Here is a 25,039-nt window from a genome sequence, read left to right as displayed (position 1 = left end):
TTATAATGAGCGCTATCCATAATTATAAATATCGTCAGCGTCAGCAACGTCAAGAGTACCTAAACCGTGTGCAAAGTAAAACTCGCGAGTTCTATCAGCGATATATGGAAGTAATGTCAGACATGTGTTTTCAGGGTATAGACCAGGTAATTCCAACGGAGTTCGCACAGCTCACTCAAGAATTAGATAAACTTAAATTGTTGATATGTAATAATCCTGAAGAAGCTCGAGAAATGAGTATTGCTCTTGGAAATGAAGTGTATGGTCTCAGGCGGTTAGCAAATACAGCCAAGACCCGCTTGTCTAAACAGTTAGAGTTAGAACGTCGTCATGAAGAAGAGAGATTACAGAAAAAAAATGAGCAAAGTGAAAAATTATGGCGGTCTCTAAAAACTACTTTCAACGATCCCATTGAACGTGATTTTGCTTTTAATGATTTAATAAAACTAGAGTCTGAATATATAGATTTATCTGAAGATGAACTTAACTTAAGAATAAGTGATATCAAGCAACGTGCTAATGTTTTAGCACAAGAATGGAAGAATAAACAACAAGAAACTTCTTTACAGGACACCCAAATAGAAGTGTTGAATGCCTATCAAGAACAACTAAAGACAGACCTTAATCAAAATCCTGAAAAATTACAGACTATTTTAAATAGCTTACAGGACAGCCGTGACTTTTTGGATAAAGGAGAAATGCTGTCTACCGAGGACTTACAAAGTAGCATTAATGCTCAGGTTTCTGAAGCTGACGAAGTAGTTACAGATGAGCGTTGTCGTCAAATTACGGTTAAAGGTATTATTGATAGTCTACGCCAACAAGGTTTTCAAGTGGATAATCCAAAGCTATTTAAAGATAATCAACGAGATGAGGTGGTGATACAAGCAAAGCGTATATCAGGGCGTCAAAGTAAGTTCACTGTTAGTTTAGATGGTTCTTTTAGCTATAAGTTTGAAAACTATGAAGGAATGGCTTGTAAGGACGATATCGAAAAAATATTACCAAAGTTACAGGATATTTACGGTATTGAGTTATCAGATAAAAAGGTGATTTGGGAAAACCCTGACCGAAATTTGCGTAGCGCACGTAGTATAGATAATCCTAATAATAATGAACAGGAAGTATAGAATGAAGATCAATCAACCCAGTTGGTTAGAAGGGTTTAGACGAGAAGTTGCTATAAGAAAGGCAGTAATATTGGCAGGTAACACCAATGACGTATATCCAGTTTATGATAAGTGTCAGACTGTACCGCAGATTTTAACGAAAGAGTTAGCTCGTCAAGGCTATCGTGTTATACAGTGGGATCAAGTCAGTGGCGTGCACAATGTAGACGATAAAGAGTTGCAAGATTTAGTACAACCTTCGACTATCGGAGGTCCAGAGTCTAAAAGCAGCGCTGAGGAGACGGGTTACCAAGCTTACGATATGGGGGAAACGAATTCAGTTGACAGCCCAACTTTCTCTATACCTCAAGCAATTAATACTGAAGATTTTCTTTCTTTGATTTATCATCATATGATAGCCCCGCAAAAGATAGAAAAGCCCTGTGCCTTCGTCTTAGATTATTCGCACTTTATTTTTGGTGATAATCGTAATCTATCAGATGCCGAACGAGCCCAACTTCTTTTATTAGCGAAAGCACTACGAGATGCTCCTGTTCCGCAAAATACAGTTGAGCTTAAGATAAAAAATAATATCATTGTTTTTGTATGTCGACATCCAGGTAGTCTGCCCACAAAACTAACTGTAGATAATCCTGTTTTTGGTCAGGTTCATTTACAGCGTCCTAGTCGTAATGAGAGACAGGTGTTTCTTGAAGGATGTCTAGATATGTACGATTTATTACCTGCCCTCTCTCTAGGAAATAGAAAGTTTATTGATTTTGTTGATTCACAAGACGATTTTACTTACCGCGATTGTTTACAGATGGCATCATTGTCGAGAGCGCAAGATAACCCGCTATCTGCTGATAAGCTAATCAATCTATATAAATATGGAGAGAAAATCAGTCCTTGGGAAGAGTTAGATAGAGAAAAACTATTGCACTGCGCTGACGAGCTGAACAAACGCGTAAAAGGACAGAATCTTCCAATTCAGAAGGTTCGTAGTATGCTTATTAAGGCTTATTCAGGTTTATCTGGTATACAGCACTCAAGCCAGCAGACTACACCAAAAGGTGTTTTATTTTTTGTCGGTCCCACAGGAGTAGGTAAAACAGAACTGGCAAAAGCATTAGCTCACTTTATGTTTGGTGATGACTCAGCTTGTCTGCGCTTTGATATGTCCGAATTTAATCATGAGCATTCTGATCAAAGACTCGTAGGAGCACCTCCAGGTTACGTCGGTCACGAACAAGGTGGACAACTTACCAATGCAATCAAAGCCAAGCCTTTTTCAGTTATCTTATTTGATGAGATTGAAAAAGCACATGGTAGGATACTGGATAAGTTTTTACAAATACTAGAAGATGGTCGTTTAACTGATGGTAAAGGAGAAACGGTATCGTTTTCAGAGTCTGTCATTATTTTCACTTCTAATATAGGGGCTAGTGATATTGGCTCTGGTTTAACAGAAGAAGAATCGGCTAAAGCATTTATTAGCGCAGTTAATAATCATTTCAATAAGGAGTTAAAAAGACCTGAGCTTCTAGGACGTATAGGATCCAATATCGTACCCTTTAATTTCATTAGTGATAGCAACTTTCAAATTAGTATTGCTCGAGCAAAATTTGAGCCAATTATAGATAGACTAAAACAAAAGTATAATATTAGTGGATTAAAATTTACTGATGAAGATAAGGTGTTAACGGCTTTATGTAGACAAACAGACAGTAGTAAAGGAGGTAGGGGTATTCTCAATGCCATAGATGAATACTTTATTAATCCTCTGTCAGAATTTTTAGTTGAGTCCAGTGTAGATAGCTTAAGTCTCCAAGATAGGGAGATTCAAGTCATTCAAGTCGGTAATCTTTGTCATTTTGAATTTATGCTCAAATAAATAGTCGGGTCACATATAAAGAGGATGGATACATGACAAAAATTAACATGGCTTATTTTTTAGATTGTACTGAAAACGAAGGACCAGGTAAGCGCTCTGCTATATGGGTTCAAGGTTGCCACTTTGATTGTCCAGAATGTTGTAATCTAGAGTTACAAGCATTTCAAGAAAATAATATTGTGAACATTAATGACATTATGGATATGCTTAAAAAAGCAGTAAAAGCTTACGAAATTGAAGGTGTTACCTTATTAGGGGGTGAACCAATGCTACAAGCTAAAGGGCTGTCAGCATTAGCTCATGCATGTCAAAAAATAGGTCTAAGCGTCATGATATTTACAGGTTTTACGCTAGACTTACTACGCAAAAAGCCAATTCAGGGTAGTACAGAATTACTAGAATATACAGATGTATTAGTCGATGGTCTTTACATGAAAAATCTACCAGAAAATCTTCGTAATTGGTGTGGATCTACTAATCAGAGATTTCATTACCTAAGTGCTAGATATGACTCTACGATTGAGACAGATGTTCGTTATTCACCCACGATAGAAATAGCTGTAAGTCCTGATAGTTTAAGAGTTAGTGGTTTTCCTTTGTAAAATTTAATTTAATAAACGCCAATCTCAACTTATCGTAGGCTTTTGATTTTTATAGAATTTAAAATTCTAATTGTTTTAACTGAAATTATTAAAAAATAAGTAAACCAATACCTTAGAAAAATAAGTTGAGAGTGGGGTTTAATAAATAAAACTAAGATAAACATTATAGCCAAATGATATGTCCTATACGTGATGAATAGTGGGAAAAAATGAAAGACTTTTTTCTAGGTAAACCAAGTAGTGATGTTAGTGTTACCGCAAAGGACAAGCGCTTATTCTTAGAAGCTATCCTGTACCGCTAAACAGCCATATTTGACATGATCCACCTAAACGCTTTTGCGCATTCAGAGTAGTTCATACACATTTTAGTCGTTGGTCAAAAAAAAGCATATGGGAGCTAGTTTTTTATCAGATGTCCGAACAATTAGATGATGAATATGCCATGCTAGATCTAGATGTTACTAATGCAAATGTTAAAAAGTATTTTAATTGGTCAACTCATAATATTTTAAGCTATTTAGAGTTTAACTTTTACTAATCGAAGGTTAAGTAGGAATAATAAAAATGAATAAATATATTCTAGGATTAAATATAGGTAATCATGATTCTGCGGCTGCTCTTATTAAAAACGGAGAAGTAATAAAATATATTGAACAAGAAAGAATAAGTAGAAATAAAATGGCTCTTGGCGAACCACCCATCGAAGCTACTTTAGCATGTTTAAATAGTGAGGGGATTTCTATCAAGGATATTTCCGCTATATCTGTTGGAATGGATTGGAAGTATAGAAATACTATCTATGAAATGTCTAACGAGGAACGAGATAAATATAAAGATTTTGAAAATATAGATTGGTTTTTACCTTCAGAAATTTTCGGAAAAAACCTACCCCCTATTCATATAATAAAACATCATTTAGCACATGCTTCTAGTGCGTATAGAGTAAGTGGTTTTACAGAATGTGCTATTCTTGTAGTAGACAATCGTGGAGAAGATGCTTCAACCTCTTTAGGGTTTGCAAAAAATGGAGAAATTACTTTTTTTGAAGAAATAAATATTCAAAACTCACTTGGTTTTTTTTACAATAGAGCAGCGGAATTCACAGGATTATATGGTAAACATAGAGAAGTAGGAAAGTTTATGGGGTTAGCTTCGTATGGTAAACCTACTATGAAGATGCCATTAAAATTATCTGGAAAGAGATTTCTCTTTGATACTCTGCCAAACATAGAGAATGAAAGTATTTTCAACTCTCTCTCATTGAGAAAACAACAGTTTAAAGAATATTTCAAAGAAAATTGTTTTCCATATGAAGCAGGAAATGTTGAAGAGATAATGAGTTATGCAAATTTTGCAGCATCTACACAAAAATCATTAGAGGATATCTTAATCGATTTTGTAAGAGAGCTAAAAGCTGTGACAAATATGGATAATATAGTTCTCGCTGGAGGCGTTGCACTTAATTGTTCTGCAAATGGGAAAATTGAGAAATCTGGTATTTTTGAAAATATATTCGTCCCTCCTTTTCCGTCAGATGCTGGAACTGCAATTGGTTCTGCGTTAGAAGTCTATCATCAGTTATATGGTAAATCAGGAGTCAAGAATACATTGAGAATGGCTGGATTGGGCATGTCGTACTCACAGAATGATATTTTAGTGACAGCAGAGAAGTATAAAGAAAGAATTAAATGCTCTATGATGAATGAAAATGAAATATACAACTTTGTTGCCAAAGAAATATCAGAAGGAAAAGTTGTTGGTTGGATACAAGATGGATTTGAGGCAGGGCCTAGAGCATTAGGATATCGCAGTATACTTGCAGATCCAAGAACTAGACGTAGTTTGATAAAATTAAACTTAATTAAAGAGAGAGAGATGTGGAGACCAATAGCCCCAAGTGTTTTACATGAACAGTATTCTAATTTTTTTGAAGGGAATGCAGATTCAAAATACTTTATGAATGTTGCTGCTATTGTTAAAGAAGATAAACGCAAAGATATTCCTGCAGTAGTCCACGTAGATAATACTGCTCGACCTCAAGTAGTCAGTAAAGAGCACCAAAAATATCATAGACTAATTAGTGCTTTTTTTGAATTAACTGATGTTCCAGTATTGTGCAATACTTCATTTAATAGTCGTGGTATGCCTTTAGTTAATACACCAGAAGATGCAATAGAATGCTTTTTAGAAAGTGAAATAGATTTATTGATAATTGAAAATTTTATTATTGAAAAGGCGTAGTTAATGTTTGTCTTTGATGTCACCAATATTATTAATTATAAAGAATACATGGGTTTTATTACTTCTGTAAAAAGTAGTTTTGATATAGAAAGAAAAATACTCTTTGATATTTATAATATTACTAACTCTGCATCTTGGAATAACGATTCAAATAAGTACATCGAGTTTAGAGATAAATATCGGATACTTAGGCAAGATGTAATCAGGGAGATTATAAAAAAATTTCGTAATTTTTTACCAGAGAATTGTATAATTTATGAATTCGGTAGTTTGACTAAATTTACTGATAGAATTGAAAGTGACGTTGACCTAACTTTCTGCTACGATGAAAATAAAACTTATACTTTTGAATGCGCAGAAGTATTAATTAACTATTCTATTTGTTATGTATTTGAACACTCAATAGATAATATTCATGGAAAATTTCAGCATTACCCTATGATACATGACTATGATGATTTGACTGAAGAAGATAATTTATATATTTTAAAATTTAGCCATGCATATATTGAATACAGATGTGGACCTGAAGCTTTAATTGAAAATATAATGGGCATCAAAAATGTAAGAGATTACAAATCACTAATCGATGGCTATAAAGAAAAATATACACTGGAGTGTAACATTGATTGCTTGTATTCTATTCTTATAATAGAGAATTCCACAAGATACAATTTTATTGATGATTTAGCAGAGTTAGAAAATAAGCATAATATTTTTTTAAACTATAAATTTGATTTTAAAAAGTATTTATTTGGAAATGAAGTTGAAATATCAGAACTTAAAAAGGCTTTTAAAGAAACAATAGTTTCAATGTACATTATGATTTCTTTTTTAAGAAAAAAAGTAAACTGGTTAGATCAATATTCGATGACTATGGATGATGTCTTTAATAGTAATGAACTCATACTCCTTTTTGGAGAAGAATATATTAAAAATCTTAAAAACTCATTTGTAAAAATGATTTTCTACTGGGATAGAATAGAGTTACTACTTAAAAAACACGAAATTCGCTTAAGTACTAGGTGCCATCAAGTTTTTTCTAAGAAAAAATTGAATGATATGTTATATGAAAAATATAGTGAAGAGAGTTTGGTGGATAAAGCTTTATACTCAATTAACGATTTGAACACTGTGGTTTCACATGGCTGGAGAGTTATTAGTGAAAAGTGATAATAAGGTTTTAATCAATGATATTTATATAGATAAACATTCAGTTATTATCTCTTTTAAAGTTGATAATTCAGAAAAAATTGAAATAGATTCATGGCTAGAAAGTAAGAATAAATACAATCCCAAGGTTCTTTGTATAGATACTGATAATGAAAAAGAAAGAATCATAATTGATACTCAAGAACTATACTCATTTATTAAGAATTTTCCGATGGAAGCTTTTAAACTTTCATTAGCTACTCTAACCAAAAGAATTAGCTATGAATTTTCAACTGAATTCGAAGAAATAAATACAGGTAATACTTCTATTCTTGCAACAAAAGATTTTTTATTCTTTATTAATACTCCAAAAGATAAAATGCTTACGCATAATCAAGTTAATATCCAGTATAAAAATAAAAAAAAGCTTGAGAGTATTAATAAACTACCAATAGATGTTCTATCTATTGGTTCATGCTTCAGTAGAAATATATTTAAATCAGACGAATATTTTAATCCGACATATAAAAAATATTTTAACTTAAAGAAAGCTTTATTTCATAACTCCTTTATATCTATTTTTTCTGATGCTATCGATTATAATTTCTCTATGATCGAGGATTTAATAACTGGAGATGCAGGTTTATATACTGCAATAGAATTTGAAAAAAATATTGATAAACAATTCAAGGATAATAATTTTAAATTAGTTGTTGTAGATAACTATATAGATGCAACTAGCCCAATCATAAAATATGGAAGTAATTCGTTTTTAACTTATAACAGGTATCTAGCGGAGTCAATTTTTAAACGCCTACTTTCCTCTTGTGAAATCATATATCCAGGGACGAAACAGCATTTAGAGCTATATCGCAAAAGTATAATACACTTTAATGATTTATTAATTAAATATGACATAGAAAGTGTTATTTTGATTGGAGGTAGGCAGAGTAAATACAAAATCAATGAGAAATCCAATCAAATAGATATATGGAGCGATAAGATGGAATGGATTTTAAATGCAAATAAGAATTGGGATGAAGTCGATAAAGTCTTTTTAGAAGAAATACCACATTCTGTTTATATAGATAAGAGAAACACTAGCTGGAAAAGTGATGTTTTTAGTCCAATACTTGGTGGCGCTTCTCCATCTCATTATCAAAGTGCGTACTATAAAGAGTTATTTCATGACATAATGTGTTTTTTAAATTAGGTTTCATTATATGAAAAAAGAGATTATCAGTAACTACATAGAAAATGTAATCCAAACTTGCAAAATAATAAATCACAACGAGATTGCAAATATTTATGATATTTTAATTGAGGCTGCTTGTGTAGGAGGAAGAATTTATATTTGCGGAAATGGTGGATCTGCATCTACAGCTTCTCATTTTCAAACGGATTTGAATGATGCTTTTTCAATAGCTTTAAAATTAATGCCGGCTACTTGTTTAGCTGATAATATATCAACAATAACGGCTATTTCTAACGATTATTCTTATGACGATGTGTTTTTACATCAATTAAAATATATTCTGAATAAAAAAGATATTTTGATAACAATTTCTGGTAGCGGAAATTCAACTAATGTTATAAAAGCTGCTGAATATGCAAAAAATAAAGGAAATATTGTAGTATCCATGGTTGGCTTTGATGGAGGGGAGCTAAAAGAACTTTCTGATTATTATTTACATGTTCCCGTTGATAATATGCAGATCTCTGAAGATTTACATTTACTTTGTTGCCATCTTCTTTCAACGTTAATTAGAGAATATAGAAATATATAATATGATTAGTTTAAGTAATTTACAGGATAGCGATAATATATGCATTTTCATAAGACATGGCGAGAAAAATATCGATAGCTATGATTTGTCAATTGTGGGGAAAAATAAATGTTTAGAGTTCGCTGAAACATTATATTTGTTAGGTAAACAAGTTAATATATTATCAAGCCCAGAACAACGATGCATAGAAACTGCAACTATTATCAATAATAGAATAAATGGAGAGGGTAGCGATATTTCCATATCAAATGCTCTTGGGAAACCCGGAATACAAATAAAGAATGAAGCTGAATATGCAAAGCTTACGGACACTATGAGATGTAGAGATATTTTCAGTGAATGGAAAAAGGGATACTATTATGAAGCTATACACAGACCAGAAAGTATAAGAAAGAAAATAGTTGCTTTTTTTGAAAAGACTGCACTTACAAAAGGAATAACTCTCTATATCAGCCAGTCAGGTACTGTTGCGTGTACGGGATTCTCATTAAATTTGACTGATTACAGTAATGTTAATGACGAATGGGTCAACTATCTTGACGGATATATTTTAAGGCTATGAAATGAAATTCATAATATTCGATTTATTTGGCACATTGATTGATAATAATGATAATAATGATAATAATGATAATAATGATAATAATAAAAATGAGTATGATGAGGCTTTAAAATGGTTGGCAAATACATATTTTGAGAATAGATTTATAGAATTAAAAGAAAATTCTGAATTATTTAAGGTTAAATATCTTGAAGATAGAAAAAATTCTAGTAGGGAAGCCTCATTTTTTAATCAGCTAACTTTTTTTGAGAGTAAATTAGGTATAAAAATCCATGATGATTTCAGTTCAATTGAATTGAATTTTATTCATATTTTTCGTAATGAAAAAATAATTAACGGCGTACCTGAGCTTTTAAAGTACCTAAGTGAAAATAACTATAGAATTTTTATATTAAGTAATAGTATTTTTTCTGGAACCAATTTGAAAATATATTTGGATCATCTAGGTATCGGGAATTACATAGAGCAGGTATTTTCGAGTTCCGATATCGGTATTCGAAAGCCTTCAGAAGAAATTTTTATCTATGTGGCAGAAAGATTAAAAATCAATAATTATAAAGCAGTATATTTTATTGGAGATTCTTTAGAAAAAGATTATAACGGAGCAAAAAATTTTGGATTCACTCCAATTTTAATGGGAATAAATAACGAAACTAACGGTTTAATATTTAATGATATTCCTAACTTACTAAAGTATTTAAAAGGTATAATTAAATCTTTATAAAATTAATACAACCAGGGCGTGTTGGAAATTGGTACTAAATTGATGGCAAAAAAAATAGTGAACGGTTAATCTTTAAGTTCTCACACAAAAAAGATAACGTTCGCCATGCCTCGCACTATGCTCAAAGATACGAGTAGATATGGAGTCTCTTGGAAGTAAATATGAGGTTAGTGAGATTAGTATAGGTATACCCAAGTGTTATATTAAAAATACTTTTGAGGATAGTAATATAGTTATCAGTGAGCTATGCTGAAGAAACCGTACAACTAAACTTGGTAAACTAAGCACAATTATAGGAGTTTACCATGACCAAGAAATTAAGAACCTACAGTAACGAATTTAAAGCTGAAGCTGTCAAGAAGATAGCAGATAATAATGGCAATATCTCAGCTACTGCAAAGCAGTTAGGTATTGCTATGCAAACGCTATCAAACTGGCATAACAAAGCCAATCAAGGCAAGCTTGTTGGCACAGAGCAATATGATCCTGACCTTATGAGTGCTCTTCAAGAAATAAAGCAGCTCAAGCGTCAGCTCAAAGTGGCTGAAGAGGAGCGCGAGATTCTAAAAAAGGCGACCGCGTACTTCGCGAAAAACAGCCCGTAAAGTACGCTTTTATCAAAGACAATCGTCAGATATTTAGCACCACTACTATGTGCCGTGTATTAAGCGTTAAGCCCTCAAGCTACTACGATTGGCTAAGTCGTGACATCAGCGAACAGCAGGTACACCGCAATCAGTGCGAGCTACTAGTTAAAGCCGCTCACAGTGAAATGAAAGAACGTTATGGCGTAGATCGATTGCATGCTCATCTAAGCAAACAAGGCCACAACATTAGCCTGTATATGGTAAGAAGCATCAAAGAGGAACACGGCATCAAATGCCGTCGTCATAAGCGCTTTAAAGTCACTACTGACTCAAACCACAACAAGCTGGTCTATGACAATGTTTTAGATCAGAGGTTTGACGCTAAGTGTCCTAACGAAGCATGGGTCAGCGACATTACCTATATCTGGACTGCTGAGGGCTGGTTATATTTAGCTGGAGTGAAAGTGTAACTATCCCCTAAACTAACACAGCTCAAACGTAGAAACCCCAACCTTGGCAAGGACGCCGACCAAATTAACGTTGATTTCTATAAACCTGAAACCCATTATTTTAAAGGGCTTCAGGTTTTTTTATGTATAAGAATATTTATAAATAACAGGTATAATAATAATATAGATATATTTATGGACACTACTATATTGTGGTAATATGATACCAACCAAAATATATTTTAGCATGTCTACCCCATCGAAAGTGATTGGTTTTTGTGGCATATGCCTCTGACATATAGGTCGTTGATTATGGCGAAGCGCACTAAGAAGGCAATAAGAAAAAATGTCAAAAGTATTAACGTAAAGGATAATTTGATAGTGCATGAATGTGCTATAAAACCGTATCAGATATTTTGCGAATGGATTGATGCTGAAGTTAATGAGTTCGCTTCAGATAGAACACTATTATTTGAAGTCGTCGAAATCGATGAGCAGTATTGTTTTTTTGAGGGTTTTAGAGAAGTGTGTTTGCTGAGGGATCGCACTGAAATCTCTATTAGAAGGGTAGATCTTTCTAAAGCAGAAATTGAGCAACGCGCTTGGTCTTGCCTTATGAATGAGTTTACTAATTTAGATCCTATTAACCCAAAATTTTTTGAGGTTATAAAAAGTAGTATGCCTGCTCAGGTGCAACAAGCGCTATTTAATAAACCTCTGACCATACAGCACATTTTAAATATTAAAGGCCTCAGACGTCATCACTACGACTACCAGACAAGTCTATACCGCAATCAGCAGCCCACTAAGATACCATCTTTTTCTGAACTAATTGGTGAGGTTCGCTATGACAATAATAACTAACGTGCAGACACTGATACCAGATACTGACGACATCTATACCGCTGATATTAGGAGCTTCTTTATAACGGTGGCTAGTCTAGTGTCAGATGATTTTATGGACATTACAGCTGAGTCTAAACAGTCAGAAGCTTTGACTTCAGTTCGTATAAAACAAATATACGATTCCTATAAAGGCAAATTAACTAAGCCTGAGAATCTAACTCGATCATTTGTCGCCAGTACCTTTCATCTACCAAACCTTGATACCAGTAATCCAAGTAAAGAATGGCTGTGGGTCGCAAAATTATGCCATCTGCTTATCTATTTTGCTCAAAACGATCTACCTAGACGTATTAGCGAGACTACCACTGAAGCAAGGAAATGGATAGATCCAGATAGTGGCAATCACAGCATTTGGCGGCACTGTTACTCGACGCTACAAGCAGATAGTTTACAGACTACCTATAATAATTTTGAAAGTTATCGAGTCAAACTAGAAGATAAAAATGACTCTAATCTCACATTATTTATCAAAATTTATAGAACCATCGATTTCGCATTCAACAACAGGGATAGCATAACGCGCACTTCCTTAGGCAGGAAACAGACTAAACAGAGCAAAATTGATGAGCCAAAAACTGAGTATGTGACGCAAATGGATGTGGATGATGATACAGATGAGCTGGTATCAGTTACAAGTTTTGAGAAAACAAAGAATGGTAATGATATTAATCGTGAGCGATTAGATGACCCAATTCCTGATTTCAATTATATCGAGCAAAAAACTCTAAAAGAGACCGAGAAATTCTCAACAAATCAGATTTATCGAAGAACACGGTCGAAATTTGTGCATGCAAATAAAAATGAGAGGTTTGTGAGTAGCAATATCCGTCAGTTACCATTAACGGCTGTTCAAAATATAGCATTTAAATTGTGGCAGTGGTTTGATGACTACAATGACAGTGAAGCTGATAGGGACAAAAAACGAGCTATAGCTTATTTACTGCTTTCTTTATACACGGGTCATTCAGTCGCTAGATTGGCTAATGATATTAATAATAATCATAAAGAAATCATTGATATTAGTGCTCGTAAAGCAAAGTACGAATTTATCATTAATCTAGATATCACGCCGCTACGCATTAGAACTACAGGAATAGGGTCAGTTATTGCTAACCGGTTGACGCAGTTCAAACTACCAATACCTGAGGCATTGGGCGTCTTTTTAACCTATAAAGGTTATCCGGATTCAGTATTGATTAACGAGGTCATTGCTGATCTACGAGCAACTTTACAGCTGCCAGTTATTAGTTTGGGTAGAGTTGAAAAGTCGTTGTACACCATTATTATTTATGAAGTTGGTAGTACTCAACTAGCCACTATCATTACCTCACGTAACAGTAGAAAAAGAGCTGATACTTGGTATAGCTCGCACAATATTAAGAAGGTGAAAGAGGTCTATCACAATGCGATTAAAATTCTTACAGACCGCTGTCACAAAGAAAAATCCAGCGTCGTTGAATATTTATCCAAGGTAGCACTCAGTGATGATGCTATTGGCAGTCAAAACAGCCCTGACTATCCGATAGTAAGTCTATTCATTAATTATCTGTATCAAAAGGTAGTAACCACCACAAATTATAGAGAAAAATTCAATTTTTATAATTTATGGCTTTGGCATGTGTCCCTTTTACTAACGTCTATTAGAGCCGTAGAAGGCGCACCGGGTTATTTAAACCAAATAAACCTGCAAACAGGTATCGCTTGGATTTCTGATAAAGAGGAAAGGGTAACGGGTAATAGTCAGCGAAGGGTACCTATTTGCTCATTTTTAACAGAAGGCATTCAAAACTTCTTACGTTACCTGGGAAGCTTTGCTAAGCGTTATGGACGCTTAGATCCTAACTTCAGTATTGAAGTTAATAAAATTCTGGCGTCTGAGCGCCCACTATTAAATTTTATAGATAAAAAAGGGAGCTTTCATCCCTTGCGGCCAGCTATTGTTAGTCAAGAATTGGGTGAGAAATTTCGCTTTAAAATAGACTGGACACGACACGTTGGGCAAAGATTTTTACATGAATATGGGTTAGATGAAGCAGTCATCTTAGCGATCTTTGGTCATGAAATGATAGGGCAAGAAGCGTGGAGAAGAAACTCAGCATTGTCTATAGGGCACATATTAGCTGCTAAAAATACTTATCATCAGCTGGCAGTAAAACTCAAGCTACAGCAGGTTATTTTATGACAAAGACACAGCAAGATATTCTATACGGTCATCTAAGACGGTCAGCAAAATCGCAAGATCAGCGCAAGCAGGCATTACAGTATACTAAAGAGCTGTGTCAAAACGCGTGGGATGCTTTTGTTGAAGAAAACCAGTACTCAGAGGCGATAACGGATGAGCAAATTTACGATTTATACGAATCAATCTACAAAGAGATTGAGAAAAATTTGTCAGCACATCTACTACCATTTGCATTGTTCGAACGTATGCGCTTTTTTGATAAAGTTAATGAAGTACGTCAAAAAAGATATCTGCCGTTATTGCCAAAGCCAATCATAGCTGTACGTCCACAGCGCCCTAAAAACATAAATAATTTTGATGAGTTTTTATACTTGTCTAAAGCCCAAAATATTGTCACACAAGCGTTTAATACATGGCAGAAAAAAAATACCTTTAGCGTACTTGATTGTGTAAGTTGGTTTTTATTTTCACTAATTAGTTTTGCAGGTTATAACGATGAAAAGATACTCAAGGTAATATATGAGTATCTCAAAGATAGTAAACCGATATATCAGTTATTTGACGACATGCTTATCATGCCACTCAGGCTATTATCACCTGACTATGGCAACGAGGTTACTCCTATAGAGGGGGATTTAGATGAGGTGTATCAAACGCGCCTGATAATTATAGATGATATTAGCCGTTTATGGCTGCTCAAGCTACAACGCCACCAGCGTCAAGCGCAAAGCGAATTTCCTAAATACCGTCAAATTATTCAAAGGCTAGGTGAGTTTATTGGAGAAAACTTAACGATTGAATCAATCCATAAATCTAACTATTTGCAGCACATTGCAATCTACTGGCAAACTCTGCCAGACGTGTATTTAGACATTCAACTGGTTCAAGTGCTAACAGGTCAGCAAAAGCAAACATCAATATCAACATCGCAACTACTTAGGTATTTTCAGAGCATTAAAACACCCAAGGTGGTTCTGTCTGATGAGCATGTTAGTAAATTAATGATCGGGCCTAGTACTAGTAACAATGGTGATAACGCACTTGATGCTGTCAAAGTCGAACGGTTTAGGTCTGATGCAGTTAAAGAGATACGCACGATACTTAATAACGATAAAAAACAGGTTCAATCACAGCTAGTAAGTCTACTAACCCAAAACCTATATCCCAATCAACAACGATTGGTTAGATGGATGTTGGATCTGTGTATTAATGGAAGGAAAATTAATACTTTAAAGCGGTATTTGTCCGAGATCGGGAATGGATTTATTGCGGGTACACGTACTGCTGACTTTTTGCAATGGTCAAAACATGACTATCACTATATATATAACGAAATTATTGCAGAAAAGAACCCAAATAAATTAGGATATACAAAAACAGTTATTTGCTCACTGCATGGTTCTTTAAAGAAGCATACTCAAGCGCCTGAAATTGACATCATAGGAGGCGGTGATGCGCAAATAGTGTCGAGCTACCTAGTTCCTCAGAAAGTTTATCATACTATTCTTGATTGTATCGCTGAGCAACAAGTGCTGAGTGAGTACTATAAACAAGCGCTTAGTATTGTGACAATACTGTTATACCGTACCGGCATGCGTATCAGTGAAATTTTGGGACTACAAGTTACAGATATCGAATATGACAATCAAAGCTTTACTGAATATAACATTATTGTTCGCCCTAACGCGCATAGAGACTTGAAATCAGATGACGGCACACGGCGAATATATTTATCAGTATTACTTTTGTCAGAAGAGCTAGAAGGTTTTAAAAGGTTCTTTCACCTAAAAAAGCGACAGTCTTCTCGTTACTTATTTACTTTAGCGTATCAGTCCTCTGTTATGTCTCGTTATAGTATTGAGCAGCCACTAAAACGCATACTAGAAAATACTGCTTATCACGACATTACTCCGCACAGCTTTCGTCATAATGCGATATCAAGTATGGCGCTTATACTCAGATGTAGCCCAATGCTAGTCATGCAGTTCACAGATTATGATGAAGTAAAAATCTATGATATTAAAACTCATTTTTTAGGTAGGGTACGCAGCGTCTCAACAAATTACTGGGATGCACTAATGGAGTTTGCCGGTCATGCCGATCTCATCACGACTTTTAGCTCATATATTCATACCGCTGATATCATCGCAAGTCATCAATTGCAGCAGGCTAAATTGTCCCTGCCTTTGGACGTTGTTAATAAGTTTATTGGCACCAGTCGTATGGACTTAAAGCAGCATAACAAAAATGCTTTGGAGAGCAGGGACAACGCTGTTGATCTCAATCGAATCAGACAATACGTGAATCGTAAGGTTGATTGTGAAAAGTTAGTGCTTGCTAATAAGGTGAAGATACCACTATTAAGTAATAGTTCTATTGATACTGATAAAAAGCAGTATTCAGCAGTGTTTGGTAGATATAGCCGTGAAATGATAGAAAAGCTTTTATGGGACATTGAGGATGGTCAAACGCTAGGTGAGGCCAGTAGTTTAAACTTTAGGTACGATGATGCGTTGATGATTTATGAGCGAGCATTGAGCCTAGTTAAAGATACTGAGGGCAATCTAAAGCATAAACTGATCTCTAAAAAACGTAAACAACGCTCTGACCATATTTTACTAGCGCCAACACCGCTGCATTACCATGAAGAGCAAGCCTTAGTGAACTTATGCTTTGATAATCTTGAAAAGTTATATGATGCTAAGGAGGGTCGGCATAAGGTGAAAGAGATGCTTCAAGTCTTTAATGAAAAGGTTAATAGCTCTAAAAGTGAGATTCGTTTTACCTTTAAGCAGAAAAAGAATTTTTATAAGTACTTAAGTACTATGTGTCAGATACTACCAAGCAAGCATTGGCGAGTTAATATTAGCTGCCTTAAGTCAGAGCCTTACCTCAATGAGAAGAATAAAAATGTATATCGCTCTGTTGTTGATAAATCAGCTAAGCTAAAAAAAATAGAAGAGTTTGAAAAGGACATGCTTGAATTCGAAGGTGACCTAATTCATTTAGATACTTACAACGGCTATTCATTAACACTTATTAGTCCGCTACAGAAAAAGGGCAAGGCAAAATTATCTTCTGCTTTGATGAGTTATGTTTTGCATTTTTTGCTCATCGTAGATGGTTTGACTGATTGATAGCTCTCAATTTTATACATATGGATTTGACGGTAGGGGACATCAGCTAAACAGAATAATGAAGGTTTTTTTATAGAAAAAAGGCGTTTTTGGAAGGATAATGTTAACTTTAATGATAACATAACAACTGTTTGATATTTATGATGGCTGCTTAAAAATAATAGTAGTTGCACATAAATAAATATGAATTTGACATCAATAACAACTAACTCTAAAACCATATATTAAGTAGTCACCATGGAACTCATAAATTATATTAATTCGCTTCATAATCTTAATGCTTCAGGTACGAACAGCCTTGCAGAATCTCAAGTCAACTCATCTTATTTTAAAGACATATATCATCCTTTTCCCATTGTTGAGTCTTTGAAATCAATTATTTCTAAAGATCAGGATGCTATCATCATTCTGACCGGCCATGCAGGGGATGGGAAATCTACAATAGCATTCGAGTTGCTGAGAGAGTTAGGTAAAGAAGAGTATCCACAAGGATATCAATTCAAAGAGCACGAATATCTCGAAAAAAATGAATTAAACGTACTCAAGGATATGAGTGAACTAAGTTTAGAAGATAGAAGAAGTTGGTTAAGAAAAGCATTTAACTCATCAGGAAATTGGTTGATTGTAAGTAATACAGGCCCTTTGTTAACTTCAATAGCTAACTCCTTGGAGAAGACTAATTGGACTTCCAATTTTAAAGCTCACCAAATAGAATCTAAAATATTAGAATTTCTTGATAAAGATATTGCTATTGAAGATATAAGTAACTTGAGATTAGATGACGTCAACTCAAAAGCATTTTATATTGTAAATATTGCTAAGTTAAATAATATAGAAGTAGCCTTGAATATCTTCAAAAATATTATTAACCATCCAGAGTGGCAGCAAATCATACAAGAACATCCCACTCATCCTATTAGTATTAACTATTGCACCATCAAAAATCACTATCAAGATGTCGAAGAAAGTATTCGCTTAACATATTTATATCTACTGAATTATGAAAAGCGTATGACTTTGCGGCAGATGTTAGCGCATCTAAGCGTTTCTTTGACTGCTGGTATGAGCCTATCAAATGATGATATGCCATTTGAGAATAGTGCTGAAACTCTATTATTTAGCGATACTTTTTTCGGCTACATTGGTAATAGGATTTGGCATAAAGCAAAAGACTTGAAGGCCATAGATCTAGTTTCTCGAATTCATGCTGGCAAATATACAGGCATAGAAATTGAGAACTTTATTACAGATGAGAGCAAGTTTGAGTTAGTTAATGAGCCTTTAAAGTCTATTATTATAGAATATATCAACAACGACAAGAAAAGTGAGTCCCATCACGAAAAAGCCGCGTTACGTAGAATTCTATTTATGTATGGTATTAATGAGAATAAAAACACTAAGTCTCTATTTTTGGGTTCCACTAGCATATACAAATTCAATAACTGGCAAATACACCCTGATAGTTTTAACGATGAATCCCGAAGAGTTAAGAGACTATGTGAGAAAGCCTTGAATTTATTTTATTCGGGTTCAGATGATAAGGATAATATCAATATCACGCTAAAGCGTTCAGATTCTTCAGTATTTCAGATCGCTCAATTAATGGTTTGTAGTATTGCTAAAAATTCCTTTCGTATTGATTATGATAATCAAAAACAGCTGCCTTTTATACACTTAAAGAAACCAAAAAATTCAGAAAATGTTCGCTTAGATTTAAGCTTGCCACTATTAGATTACATTGAAAATATTGTGATTGGAGATGTTACCGAATCATTAAATCCTATCTATAAGACTCAGTTAGAACGTTTTAAATTAAGTCTTATCGATTATGCTCAAGATGTTGATGATGATGCAATTACTCTGGTTAGAATGAAATCTGATGAGAGTGTTAATAAATTAGAAATATATTTTGAACAATCGGGCGATCACAAGATTATTAGAATGGAAGGGTAGTAATGACTGATATTAATGCAATTCAATTCCCTAGTGCTAGCTTTAGAGCTGATAGTAAAACCAATATTGCTATTCAAGTATATGGTAGAAGATTCTTAGCTGACCAAACTCCTATAGAGTATTTATCAGAATTTCTCTTGGTTTTTCACTCTAAAAAGAGTGAAAAAAAGATTACTACCGATGAACTTAAAATGAACCAAAGTGAAAACTCATTTAATGTTAGTGAAGATAGTAGATATTATTTCCCAAAGTCTAGACTTCCACTTAAACTTTTTAGTTTTTTTAGTCAATCAAAGCTAGATACGCGTCACCCTGTTCATCAACAATCTTTTTTAGACGCTTTAGATGAGTTAGGAGCTAAAACTCAGCGAGGTCTATCTGATGCAGAAAAAAATAACTTGGTAAATACACTACAAAATCTGCTATATGGCTTTGTTGGTATTGCTAATAATCGAACATGGTCTACTTATAGCTTTATGCCAATCACTCCTAGTTTTCTTGGAAGAGAGGTAACCTGGCCACATTCTTCTGAAGAATATGGAAGTTGGTCAGATAGCGCTGAACGCTTCCAATTAGATCGTCATAATTTTATGGCTCGAGGTGGAGAAGCATTGTTTTTGCAGATAGCATTCTTATTTACTAATGATATTGATATTAAACTAACATTACAGAAAATTGAAGAAAATACTGCTTATCAACATTTGGAATTTAACTTACCAAATTTAAAGCAGAAGCTCGAGAATGCATTAGTAAAACTATTAAAAGACGAAACTCATCAATTAGAGGAAATCTGCAACTTTGTAGAAAGTACATTAAGTGAATATGATATTGAAGATAACGATAATCGTTCAGCTACTCTCGCAACTATTCCTAAGAGTTACATTATTGAAGGATTCTTATTTGCTAATGAAATGCTCAATTTACTAAGCTCTAAAATAAGTAAGCTTGAAAAAATCGAGCTGTTGCAGCAGCTTTGTGTACTCCAAGTCTTACGCTCTATCATGGCTCGCTCTACCCAAATTGATCAGAATAGCCAAACAACTGACAACTATCACGGAAACTATGCATGGATTGTATGTAATCCTAGCGCGACTACTAAAGACAATGTAAGAAAACTGGCCGAATCTTCTTTTAGTAAGTCTGAAGAAATTATTTATAGAGTGATGCGCTCAGTTGGAAAAGAGAAAAATCTAAAACCAAACGATTATACGCAAGTTGATAAACATAGCTCAGACGTATTTAGAAGAATGTCAAAAAATATAGGGTTAGTAATTCCACACAAAGGTTCAGGACAACGTTTTATACTAACGCCTAGCTTAATAAGACTGTTTGTATATTCTTTAATTGAAAGCGGGACACGTATTAAACTTAATGATTTTTTGAGTAGAATTTATACTCATTTTGGTATTGCTATAGAAGGTCAACAGATTCAAGAAGCTATTGCATGGCAATTAGAGCGTAATGATGACTCAGTACTTAATATAGATGTCAGCTGGATAGAAGAAGGTCTGAAGCAATCTGGACTATTAATCGAGCTATCAGATGCTATTTCAATAGTTAATAACCCTTAAAATTTATCTAGATAATGATTAATTAGCTTCAGCTATTAGATAAAAAAATAAATGATTAAAGAAGAAATAATTATGAACCTTTCAAGTGAGTTGTTTTTATCTGCTTATACTGACTATTTACAAAATACCATTGATAATTCATTAACTCATGCTGGTGAAACTAGAATTATCACTCAAAGCTTAATGCCTAATCAAGTACTGTCAATTTTTAAAAAAATGACAGTATTATATCCTGCAAGTGTTTGTGCATCATATTTAAAGGTGGCTCATGGTTTGGTTAAGCATTGGGAGACTTTAAAGCTAAGTAGTAATGATACTGAAGCTTTCACTAGACTAAGACTTAATTCATGGTTAGATGAAGAAGATAAGTTAACTTGGTATCGTAATAGAACCACTGTTGATGAGGGCGTTGAAAGACTATTTGTTCTACTAGTAGGTATTGATCATACAACTGATAAAGGTGGACTCGCGGATTTCTTTGTTTGTACAAGTAACAAAGTTTGGGACTCATTAGGAGGTAATTATAATAAATGGTTAAAAGAAATAGCTGAAAACGAAGGTCTAACGCTTGGAGAGCAACATTATAATCAGCTAAACGATTATTTAATGTTAATAAACAGTCTAGTACCTCTAACATTGAGCCAAAAAGCAGACTTACTTGAAGAATGGTTAGCGAAGTACTCTTCAAATGACAAGTATAGTGAAGACTATGATAGTTTGTTATGTAGTTTATTCTCAAGCTTAATTAACTTAGGTCTTCCTTATCTACATGTTGAGGATGATATAAAGTTGTTTAAGAGTAAAAAAGGCCATCAATATTTAAAAGCTGCTCATCAATTTATTTCTCATCGCCTATATAATCAAGGTAGTAGAAAAATAAAAGATCTTGATAAAATTAGAAAATACTTACTGGAAAATTCTGAAGTTGAAGTATCTAATATATCAGGTAATAAAATAGATGTTAACCTCTATTGTTCTTACATAGAAAGTTTTATCCTTAATGCAGATAACGATTGTAAGTCAAAGCTCATCGAAACAGACTTATTGCCTGTATTAAAAGCTTTAAATATAAAAGAAGAAAAGGAGGAGACTTCTTCTAATATAAGCATACCTTCTTTCAATTGCCATAGCTTTGAAGCTGTATGTAAAGGTTTAAATTTTTCCTTAGAGAGATTTAGTAATGAGCATCAATCTCGTAGTATTTCGCTAGTTACTATTAGAATCAAGCATTTTCAGCACGATTTCAATAGTAAAGATGCTCAAAATAATAATATAAATAAAGATGAGCTGGCTAGGTCTGTATTGAAAGGAGTGTTGGGTGGTATAGAGGGTTATATCGGGAATTTAGATTTAGCGATCGAAAATTGTGTCGTGGATTTTTTACCACTTAATGAAGATACCACTTATCGTTCGTCTACTTCCAATCCACATGTAGTTTTTGAGACAGAGATAGTTGGAGAAAGTACTGAAGTATATTTGTTTAAATGGAAGCTATCAGAGTTTCAGATCGAGCGGTTACATGTTCAACTCGCAAAAACAATACTACAAAAAATAGAGACTAATAAAGGCTGTCTTTTACCTATATTAGTAATGAACAAACAAATCTATCAAGCAATTTATCATGCTTCAAATCAAGAAGAGGCTTGTCGCTTAACAAGTTTAGGCTTGAGTGATATGAAAGTCATCGATATTTTCAAAGATTATGATTTTTCACAAGCAGAAGATATTCAGTTATCACTTCAGAATTTAAGCAACACCTATATACGTTTGTTAGAATGTGTTATCGATGAAGGATTATATGTTGCCAGAAGTCAAGCTCAAATACTTTTAGAGGCATATAGCTCCGTATTAAAAAAGATAATGACATCTGAAGCTTATATCGCACAAGACATTAAAGAAAGATTTTATTATGGTTTCTTTATGACCGAGGGTTTAGGCCATAGTGGCTTTAATGCAATAGAAGGAGTATTAATTAATGCTTATCATCCGGCAGTATTTGAATTAGTCTCTGCTCAGATAGATTTTATTACTTTTGCTGTTTCTGATGTCTATAGTGGTTCAAACTATATATTTAACAAAAATGGTATTGATGATGTTTTTGTTCAGTCTGAGATTGAAACACCAATCCTTGCCCTAAACCAAAAACAGGGTATTAGTACTCATGCGAAGTCTTTTGGTTGGCTGCATTATATTGGTAAGCCACTTGATGATAATATCGACTTATCTGTACAGGCTTTGCTGAAAGAAAGTGATGATGATGAAGACACTCAGGATGTGCAAGCTATTACTCCTGAAGAAAGTATTGTTTATAACACACTCAATGATTACCAAAAGGTCTACTTTCATGCAAAAGATGGACTACGTATATTAGCAACAAATGTAACGAATCTACCCTCGCTACTAGCTGGAGTAACGAAGTATTGCCAAGATTCTCTAATCAAAGACCCAAATCGTATTCATTATTCATTACATATTTCAGTCTATACCATTGGCTTATCCAAATTAACTGCAGTGAATACATTAAAAAACTGGCAAGAAGATTTAGTCGACAAGTTTGCTAAAAAGGACAAGGTTATAGAATTAAAAATTAGCCATTTTAATTCTGAAGTAGGTCATATTAAAAGAAGTTTAGAGTCAATACTTGAAATACAAGATGCAACCGGTCTTGGTTGCTTTGATATGGTGTTCAATTTTAGCTTTTTACAAAATAGAACTTATGGTAAGACTGATCCAGCACCTATTATATCCTTACAATCAAATGAGGATCGTGGCTTAATCTTTCCAATTATTTACTATCCAAAACCTATTATTCAACAACAAGATAACCTACGCGAACTACGCCTTAGTCAGCGACAGATTGCCATCCAATCTGAACACGCAAACTTGACTGCTAACCTCGAAGTATCCAATCGAAGTGAAAATGAGCAGTATTTTGTAGTATCTAAAATGGAATATGAGCAAGCTGATATTGAGTTTATTGAAACGCTACATCAGATATCGCAGTGGGTAGTCAATATTGATGAATACTTTGATTATAATCTACTGCAGAAAGGTAATAATGAAAACCATAAAGTTATCAGTTTTAGTTCTGGTCATGGTCATTATGGTGAGCTAAATGTTACTTTATCAACTGCACACGACGCCCAACAGAAGCTTAAGGAAAGCATATATAATCATATTTCCGGTATCATGCATTATCTTCATAAAGAAACACTATTACAGTTAGTTGATGAAGTATTACGTCTGAATGAGTCTTTATCAGGTGTTGCTAACATTAAAGCAGTTTTAGGTAATAATGAAGCTGTAAGAAATTTGTATGGCTATGCATTATCTATCAAAGCAATTTCTAAACCAAAGGATTGTTTACTTAGCCAGTGGATACCTCTAGATTCATGCCAACACTGGTTTAAATTACAAGATAGCTATAATAGAGCAGATTTATTGCAGTTATCACTGAAATTAGACCAAAATAATAAGCCGATATTAAATGCTCATATTGTCGAAGCTAAAGTTGGCTCGCCAAATTTGGTAAAAAAAGCTGAAGATCAAATTGAGGCCAGCATACATTATCTAAGTAAACTGTTTGCGCCAAGAGACAGTAAAAAAAGTAATAATGGCTATAATAGAAGATATTGGTGGGGACAGCTGCATAGGGCTTTAGTAATACGCTCACATATTAATCAGGCAGAGGCTCAACAACTGAATATTGCCCTTGAACGATTAAGCGAAGGTGATTTTGCAATCCATTGGACGTCCAGTGTAGTGATATGCCATACCGAAGATAATAGTAATGATTCTTCGATAATAGAAAAATTCTATACTGATGAGTATAATAATCTAGGAGAGGATTCAAAGAAGTATTTTGTTAGAAAATACTCAGAAGTCAGCTTTGAAAAAACTATTCTAAATCATCTTTATTCGGAAGATTTGTCGGGTCCCAAAACAAAAACGATAAGTAAAGAAAATAAGAATGACAATGACCTTAAGTCTACTGTTAAAACGCCAACTATAGATATAGGTAGGGCAGATGGCTCCATTTTCGACGATGTATCTGTTACAAAATTGACAACACGTCAGGCGACGATTGAATGTACAGTGTCTGATACGTCTGATACGTCTGATACGTCTGATACGTCTGATACGTCTGATACGTCTGATACGTCTGATACGTCTGATACGTCTG

At 34.0% G+C, this 25,039-nt stretch carries 15 protein-coding genes and 1 pseudogene; all 16 read left to right on the top strand.

The genetic code is table 11. From position 1 onward, the window contains the following. Positions 1-5 precede the first annotated feature (5 nt). Positions 6-1,130: a hypothetical protein gene (locus tag ACHUET_RS03085; RefSeq protein WP_394210578.1), complete on the top strand. Its 1,125-nt coding sequence runs from the start codon at positions 6-8 to the stop codon at positions 1,128-1,130. A 1-nt stretch (position 1,131) separates the two neighbouring features. Beyond that, positions 1,132-3,003, top strand: a complete 1,872-nt coding sequence (locus ACHUET_RS03080; RefSeq protein ID WP_394210576.1) for an AAA family ATPase — start codon at positions 1,132-1,134, stop codon at positions 3,001-3,003. 32 nt (positions 3,004-3,035) lie between these two features. Continuing rightward, positions 3,036-3,605: a 4Fe-4S single cluster domain-containing protein gene (locus ACHUET_RS03075; RefSeq protein ID WP_394210574.1), complete on the top strand. Its 570-nt coding sequence runs from the start codon at positions 3,036-3,038 to the stop codon at positions 3,603-3,605. 564 nt (positions 3,606-4,169) lie between these two features. Then, positions 4,170-5,846 carry a carbamoyltransferase family protein gene (locus tag ACHUET_RS03070; RefSeq protein WP_394210572.1) on the top strand — a complete coding sequence of 559 codons (1,677 nt, stop codon included), beginning with the start codon at positions 4,170-4,172 and terminating at the stop codon, positions 5,844-5,846. Positions 5,847-5,849: 3 nt separating this feature from the next. Then, positions 5,850-7,019 carry a hypothetical protein gene (locus tag ACHUET_RS03065; RefSeq protein WP_394210570.1) on the top strand — a complete coding sequence of 390 codons (1,170 nt, stop codon included), beginning with the start codon at positions 5,850-5,852 and terminating at the stop codon, positions 7,017-7,019. Beyond that, entirely contained in the window at positions 6,991-8,211 is a 1,221-nt protein-coding gene (locus ACHUET_RS03060; RefSeq protein WP_394210569.1) for a DUF6270 domain-containing protein, read from the top strand. Before ACHUET_RS03065 ends, ACHUET_RS03060 begins: the two co-directional genes overlap by 29 nt. 10 nt (positions 8,212-8,221) lie before the next feature. Continuing rightward, positions 8,222-8,785, top strand: a complete 564-nt coding sequence (locus ACHUET_RS03055) for a D-sedoheptulose-7-phosphate isomerase (protein ID WP_394210567.1) — start codon at positions 8,222-8,224, stop codon at positions 8,783-8,785. Between the two features lies 1 nt (position 8,786). Further along, entirely contained in the window at positions 8,787-9,347 is a 561-nt protein-coding gene (locus ACHUET_RS03050) for a histidine phosphatase family protein (RefSeq protein WP_394210565.1), read from the top strand. Between the two features lies 1 nt (position 9,348). Further along, complete coding sequence (locus tag ACHUET_RS03045) at positions 9,349-10,071, top strand: HAD family hydrolase (protein ID WP_394210563.1); 723 nt, start codon at positions 9,349-9,351, stop codon at positions 10,069-10,071. A 305-nt stretch (positions 10,072-10,376) separates the two neighbouring features. Next, positions 10,377-11,122, top strand: a pseudogene (locus tag ACHUET_RS03040) (IS3 family transposase); the annotation flags it as partial. A 297-nt stretch (positions 11,123-11,419) separates the two neighbouring features. After that, positions 11,420-11,971 (top strand): hypothetical protein, encoded by a 552-nt coding sequence (locus ACHUET_RS03035; protein WP_394210561.1) that lies wholly within the window; start codon positions 11,420-11,422, stop codon positions 11,969-11,971. Between the two features lie 79 nt (positions 11,972-12,050). Further along, positions 12,051-14,195: a hypothetical protein gene (locus ACHUET_RS03030; RefSeq protein ID WP_394210559.1), complete on the top strand. Its 2,145-nt coding sequence runs from the start codon at positions 12,051-12,053 to the stop codon at positions 14,193-14,195. Further along, positions 14,192-17,332, top strand: a complete 3,141-nt coding sequence (locus tag ACHUET_RS03025; RefSeq protein WP_394210557.1) for a site-specific integrase — start codon at positions 14,192-14,194, stop codon at positions 17,330-17,332. The genes ACHUET_RS03030 and ACHUET_RS03025 overlap by 4 nt, the downstream gene beginning before the upstream one ends. A gap of 237 nt (positions 17,333-17,569) precedes the next feature. Continuing rightward, on the top strand, positions 17,570-19,285 hold the full coding sequence (locus ACHUET_RS03020) for a hypothetical protein (RefSeq protein WP_394210555.1): 1,716 nt from the start codon (positions 17,570-17,572) through the stop codon (positions 19,283-19,285). A gap of 2 nt (positions 19,286-19,287) precedes the next feature. After that, a complete protein-coding gene (locus ACHUET_RS03015; protein WP_394210554.1) occupies positions 19,288-20,856 on the top strand; it encodes a hypothetical protein in 1,569 nt (522 codons plus the stop codon). A gap of 51 nt (positions 20,857-20,907) precedes the next feature. After that, a partial coding sequence (locus tag ACHUET_RS03010) for an ATP-binding protein (RefSeq protein ID WP_394210552.1) occupies positions 20,908-25,039 on the top strand: 4,132 nt, incomplete at its 3' end.

The sequence above is a fragment of the Psychrobacter piscatorii genome (assembly GCF_043641605.1).
In the GTDB taxonomy this organism is placed as follows: Bacteria; Pseudomonadota; Gammaproteobacteria; order Pseudomonadales; family Moraxellaceae; genus Psychrobacter; species Psychrobacter piscatorii_C.
Note: the sequence above shows the minus strand (reverse complement) of the source record. Positions and strands in the feature narration are given on the sequence as shown.

What these genes read in the sequence shown, in the direction of transcription:
- ACHUET_RS03025 (WP_394210557.1), top strand. Translation starts at nt 14,192, where the DNA reads ATGACAAAGACACAGCAAGATATTCTATACGGTCATCTAAGACGGTCA.
- ACHUET_RS03015 (WP_394210554.1), top strand. Translation starts at nt 19,288, where the DNA reads ATGACTGATATTAATGCAATTCAATTCCCTAGTGCTAGCTTTAGAGCT.
- ACHUET_RS03045 (WP_394210563.1), top strand. Translation starts at nt 9,349, where the DNA reads ATGAAATTCATAATATTCGATTTATTTGGCACATTGATTGATAATAAT.
- ACHUET_RS03020 (WP_394210555.1), top strand. Translation starts at nt 17,570, where the DNA reads ATGGAACTCATAAATTATATTAATTCGCTTCATAATCTTAATGCTTCA.
- ACHUET_RS03035 (WP_394210561.1), top strand. Translation starts at nt 11,420, where the DNA reads ATGGCGAAGCGCACTAAGAAGGCAATAAGAAAAAATGTCAAAAGTATT.
- ACHUET_RS03075 (WP_394210574.1), top strand. Translation starts at nt 3,036, where the DNA reads ATGACAAAAATTAACATGGCTTATTTTTTAGATTGTACTGAAAACGAA.
- ACHUET_RS03080 (WP_394210576.1), top strand. Translation starts at nt 1,132, where the DNA reads ATGAAGATCAATCAACCCAGTTGGTTAGAAGGGTTTAGACGAGAAGTT.
- ACHUET_RS03060 (WP_394210569.1), top strand. Translation starts at nt 6,991, where the DNA reads ATGGCTGGAGAGTTATTAGTGAAAAGTGATAATAAGGTTTTAATCAAT.
- ACHUET_RS03050 (WP_394210565.1), top strand. Translation starts at nt 8,787, where the DNA reads ATGATTAGTTTAAGTAATTTACAGGATAGCGATAATATATGCATTTTC.
- ACHUET_RS03085 (WP_394210578.1), top strand. Translation starts at nt 6, where the DNA reads ATGAGCGCTATCCATAATTATAAATATCGTCAGCGTCAGCAACGTCAA.
- ACHUET_RS03065 (WP_394210570.1), top strand. Translation starts at nt 5,850, where the DNA reads ATGTTTGTCTTTGATGTCACCAATATTATTAATTATAAAGAATACATG.
- ACHUET_RS03055 (WP_394210567.1), top strand. Translation starts at nt 8,222, where the DNA reads ATGAAAAAAGAGATTATCAGTAACTACATAGAAAATGTAATCCAAACT.
- ACHUET_RS03070 (WP_394210572.1), top strand. Translation starts at nt 4,170, where the DNA reads ATGAATAAATATATTCTAGGATTAAATATAGGTAATCATGATTCTGCG.